Consider the following 4852-nt stretch of genomic DNA (forward strand, 5'->3'; position numbering starts at 1 on the left):
AGGTTTGAAATGGAAAAAAGTGATGTTAAAATCTTATTATCTATAATTGCAGTATTATCAGTATTTTATTTAATCCCAAAAGGAAGCGTGTGGTTTGAAAGCTCATTTCTGAGTGGAATCTCAATGCTTCAGGATTATGCGCGGCTTCATGTAATAACCTGCCTTATTCCGGCTCTTTTCATCGCAGGCGCAATATCTGTTTTCATAAAAAAGGAATCAGTTCTTAAGTATCTTGGAAGCAGGAGCAAAAAACCGCTTGCATATGCTTTTGCATCAATTTCAGGGGCAATACTTGCAGTGTGCTCATGCACAATACTTCCCATATTCGCAGGGATAAGAAAAAGGGGCGCAGGGCTCGGGCCTGCTGTGACTTTTCTGTTTTCAGGGCCTGCAATAAATATAGCTGCAATGTTTCTTACGATAAGCGTTCTTGGCGCTAAAATCGGGGCTGCAAGGATAATTTTCTCAATAGCAATCTCCATAATAGTTGGAATCACAATGGCTCTCATCTTCAGAGAGAATAAGGATGCTGGCGAAATATTCCTTGAAAAGGGGAAAGAAATTCCTCTTAAGAAATCAGTATTAATCCCTTTTTTCCTTTCACTTGTGCTCATCCTTGTAGTAAACGGGCTTCAGATTGGAAAAACTTTGAAGTACTCAATAATTGCATTCCTTGTTATTTTCATAACCCTTATCTCATCCTTTAAGTTCAGGAAGGAGACAAGGAACGAATGGATTAATGAATCATGGGGATTTGCAAAAACAATACTCCCAATCCTTTTCTTTGGAGTTTTTATTGCAGGCTTCCTTATGCCTCTTATACCTGAGAAGCTGATTGAGAATCTTGTTGGGGGGGACACCCTCATAGGAAACCTCACTGCTTCAGTATTCGGTGCATTTATGTATTTCTCAACCCTGACTGAGATTCCCATAATGCAGGCGTTGATTGCAAAGGGTATGGCAAATGGCCCTGCTCTTGCCCTGCTGCTTTCAGGCCCGGCATTAAGCCTTCCTTCCATGCTTGCACTGCAGAAGATAATGGGCGCAAGAAAAACATCAGTTTATGTGCTTCTTGTGATTGCCTACTCCACAGCAGCTGGATTGATTTTTGGGATGATTTGATTTTTTTTAAATTCCTTAATTAACTTTTTTTCCATATAGAAAACTTTTAAAATCAAAGAGGTTTTAATTATAATATACCGAAGTGTTGAAATGCCCCCTGACAAAATAACGAAAAGATTCTTCAATAATTTTGAGATTAACCGTAAAAAAGGCATTATCACAAAGAGCAGCATATTCTATGAAAAAATGAATGATGAAATCCGGTGGTATCTCAATTTTCCAAAAAAATTTTCCAGATACCTCCCGAGAATATATGATTACTCGCTTGGGATTTCCCCAAACCTGACAATGAAATTTTACAGGGGCGGCCCAATCTCCGCGCATCTGTGCAAAGACAATCTTTCCCTTTCGCAATGGAAAATATTCTTTGAAAAAATAAAGCTCATGCTTTATGATTTCCATTCTTTCAGTTCAGAATATGACAGGAAAAAACATGAAAAAAGCATAAAAGAGATGTATTACGATAAGACGATAAAACGGCTTGATGAACTTTTAAACCAGAAGGACTGGAAAAGCCTTTTTAGCAGAGATATAACAATAAACGGAATTAACTATTCTATGAAAAAATTCAAAAGAGACCTGAGGAATTGCTTTACTTCTTATATCAAATTCCTTCCGGAAAGGAATTTCTGCCTGATACACGGCGACCTGTGCGCAAATAACATCCTATTCAACCCTAAAAACTCTGAAATAAAACTAATAGACCCGAGAGGCAGGTTTGGGAATTATTCAATTTATGGCGACCCCAAATATGACCTTGCAAAGCTATCCCACAGCTTTATGGGATTTTATGAGCTTATTCTTGACGGCAGGTATAAAATTTCTTTCAGGAACAACAGCATAAAGTACAGGATTTTCGCATCAAAAAAGCAGATTTCTGTATCAAGGCTTTTCAAAAAGCTTTTCCTTAATGATACAAATGCAAAAGAGATAAGGCTTATTGAGTCAATGCTCTTCTTAAGCATGATTCCGCTTCATGCGGAGAATTTTAATAACCAGCTTGTTTTCTTATCGCGGGGATTGGAGCTTTTTTACCATAACAGAGGATAAAATCAACATAATAATCACCATGGCAGGACAGGGAAAGCGCTTTTTAGGCTTCAGGGAAGCCCTTCCCAAGCATATGATAAAAGTAAAAGGGAAAACCATGTTTGAGTGGGCTCTTTCAACTCTCAGGGACTTTTTTAACTGCAATTTTATATTTGTTGCGCTTGATTTGCCGAAGAATGCTGAATTCATAAATGAAAAATGCGAAACATTAGGAATAAAAAAAAGGAAAGTTATTCTTCTTAAGGAACCAACCTCTGGGCAGGCAGAGACAGCGCTCAAGGCAGAACAGGCAGAATTAAACCCTGATGAGCCAATCATAATCTACAACATTGACACCTATGTTGAGCAGGGAGAGATTAAAAAAGAGGACATAAAAGGCGACGGCTGGATTCCTTCCTTTCCAGCAAAAGGCGCACATTGGAGCTTTGTTGAATTTGACAGGAATATGAGATTGAAGAAAATTGCTGAGAAAGAGAGGATTTCAGAATTTGGAACAATAGGACTTTATTATTTCAAAAGCTTTTCGCTGTTCAAGCATTCTGTCAATGAGTATTATAAGAAAAATTCTCATATAGAAAGGTATGTTGCGCCGGTTTACAATGAACTTCTGAAGGGCAATAAGGAAGTGTATGTCAAATTAATACCTTCAGAAAAGGTTCATGTGATAGGAACGCCTGATGAATTGGCTGCTTTTGAGAAAGATGAAAAATGAAAGAAATGCACGATAAAATCCTTGTTTTTGTTCCAGGGTATAATGTGGAAAAAACAGCAGAAAAGGCGCTTTTTTGCCTTCTTGAGGTTCGGAAAAAACTCCTTTTTGACATTCTTTTTGTGGATAACTGCAGTTCAGACTCGACTTATGAAATTGCCAAGAGATTCTCAAAAGGCAGGGCATATGTTAGATTGATAAGAAATCCAGGAAATCTTGGGTATGGCGGCTCGCAGAAGGTTGCTTTCCGATATGCATTCAGGGAAAATTTTGATTATCTGGTTGAATATGACAGCGACATTCAGTATCCTGCAGAAAAGATAATGGCGCTTTACAGGAAAATAAAATCAGACAGCTCAAGCATAGTTTTCGGTTCAAGGGTCAAGAATGCTAAAGATATTTCTGAAATGCCGAAATGGAAAGCCATCGGCAACATTGCATTTGACAGAATGCTCAACTGGGCTTTTGGGTTCGGAGTTTCTGAGATTCACACGGGCTTCCGGATTTATTCCCTCAAGGAGGTAAAGGGATTTGCTCTTGACAAATGCCATGATGACTACAGGTGGACTCTTGACAGCGTGATTGAGACAGCTAAAATAAGGAAAAAATTCTCTGAAATAGGGGTTAAAGCGCTTTACCACAGGAATGCCAAGGCGCCTTCTTCCTTTCAACTCATAAAAGTTATGGTTTATATGCTTTTCCGGGCGTTAAAGTTTAGAATATTAAAAGAATAGTTCAGCCTGAAACAACCTTAACAAAATATCCTTTGCTATTTCCAGGATACTCAATCTCATTGATTATTGAATAATTAAAGGGCAGGGTTTCCAAATCAAAAGTTATTGCATAATCCGGATTTTCCTCCATATTGTAATTCTGACCGATAATATTGTAGCAGAAGCGTTTTTCAACCAGGCACAGATTATCTCTTAAACTCTTAACACTAATGCTTCCTTCTCTTGCCATTATCTTCATATCAATATCTATTATTGAGCTGACATACTCATTGAACGGATTGCCCTTTGTGGCATAAATGCCAGGATATCCCTTTATATCTTCTGGAACAAGTTTAGCTAAAAATATTGGCCAAAGATATGGGTGGCTTAATCTTTTAAGATTGTTATTCAATTGAACCATGTTAAAAATTCCAAGGATTAAGATTATTCCTACAGCAATAATCCATTTCTTTTTTTTAAAAGTCCTATCAAGAATGTCTTTTGCAAGTATGTAGAAAAAATAAAGGTAAATAAAATAGAACGGCAGGATATACCTGAGCGCATGATCGTATCCTATTATGTTGAAAAAAATGAACAGGAACACTTCTCCCGTGATAAAAAGGCTAATCATAAACCAGTTTTTCTTCATTATTGCAAAATATGCTGCCGACAGGTACACCAGCAATGAAAGCCAAACAGAATTGAATTTTATAAACATATAATTATTCGGGATAATGGGCTTTTCAATTATGGTCTTTGCATAATATGCTATTTTTTTCGATATCCCGCTAACGTGATCAATTTCTCTCATCATGCTTCCGGTGTAGCCGAATCCTATGTCCCTATCTATTTTTCCTATTGAAAGCCCTGTTCCAATCAAGAAATACAGGAATATCCCTCCTAAGAATACTATCCCAATCCTTTTTAAGTACTGCCATTTTTTTTCTTTTTTTGTGGCAAGGAAGTATATTGCCGATGTTGCGAAGAATATTGGGAGAAGTATGTAGCTTGTGTTCTTTGCCATCATCATCAGGAATATTATTATTGCAAGAGTGATGTTGTTTTTTGTGCAGTCCTCATTGAATATGGTCAGGTATATCATGAATAGTGCGCATAGCAGGGAGTATGTCAGGTCTATGTAGAAACTCAGCTGAAGTTCCATGAAGAAGTAGCTTGCCATTATGAACAGGGTGAAGAATAGGGCTGTTTTTTCCGGTTCTTCTATGTTCCAGGATGATGAAGATGAGGAGGATGCAAA

The 4852-nt window shown here is 37.6% G+C and carries 5 protein-coding genes; 4 read left to right on the forward strand and 1 reads right to left on the reverse strand.

From position 1 onward, the window contains the following. Nucleotides 1–9 precede the first annotated feature (9 nt). The 4 genes from NTV63_02060 to NTV63_02075 all read left to right on the forward strand — a co-directional run bounded on the left by NTV63_02060 (nucleotide 10) and on the right by NTV63_02075 (nucleotide 3615). Entirely contained in the window at nucleotides 10–1122 is a 1113-nt protein-coding gene (locus tag NTV63_02060) for a permease (protein MCX6709719.1), read from the forward strand. 90 nt (nucleotides 1123–1212) lie between these two features. Continuing rightward, the gene (locus NTV63_02065) at nucleotides 1213–2172 is read left to right on the forward strand and encodes a phosphotransferase (protein MCX6709720.1); all 960 of its coding nucleotides are present in this window, start codon (nucleotides 1213–1215) and stop codon (nucleotides 2170–2172) included. After that, nucleotides 2099–2884 (forward strand): glycosyltransferase family 2 protein, encoded by a 786-nt coding sequence (locus tag NTV63_02070; protein MCX6709721.1) that lies wholly within the window; start codon nucleotides 2099–2101, stop codon nucleotides 2882–2884. The genes NTV63_02065 and NTV63_02070 overlap by 74 nt, the downstream gene beginning before the upstream one ends. After that, nucleotides 2881–3615: a glycosyltransferase family 2 protein gene (locus NTV63_02075; protein ID MCX6709722.1), complete on the forward strand. Its 735-nt coding sequence runs from the start codon at nucleotides 2881–2883 to the stop codon at nucleotides 3613–3615. The genes NTV63_02070 and NTV63_02075 overlap by 4 nt, the downstream gene beginning before the upstream one ends. Nucleotide 3616: 1 nt before the next feature. Here the strand turns inward: NTV63_02075 and NTV63_02080 are convergent. Next, a partial coding sequence (locus NTV63_02080; GenBank protein ID MCX6709723.1) for a hypothetical protein occupies nucleotides 3617–4852 on the reverse strand: 1236 nt, incomplete at its 5' end.

This window comes from Candidatus Woesearchaeota archaeon (assembly GCA_026394965.1).
Classification (GTDB): Archaea; Nanobdellota; Nanobdellia; order Woesearchaeales; family 0-14-0-80-44-23; genus JAPLZQ01.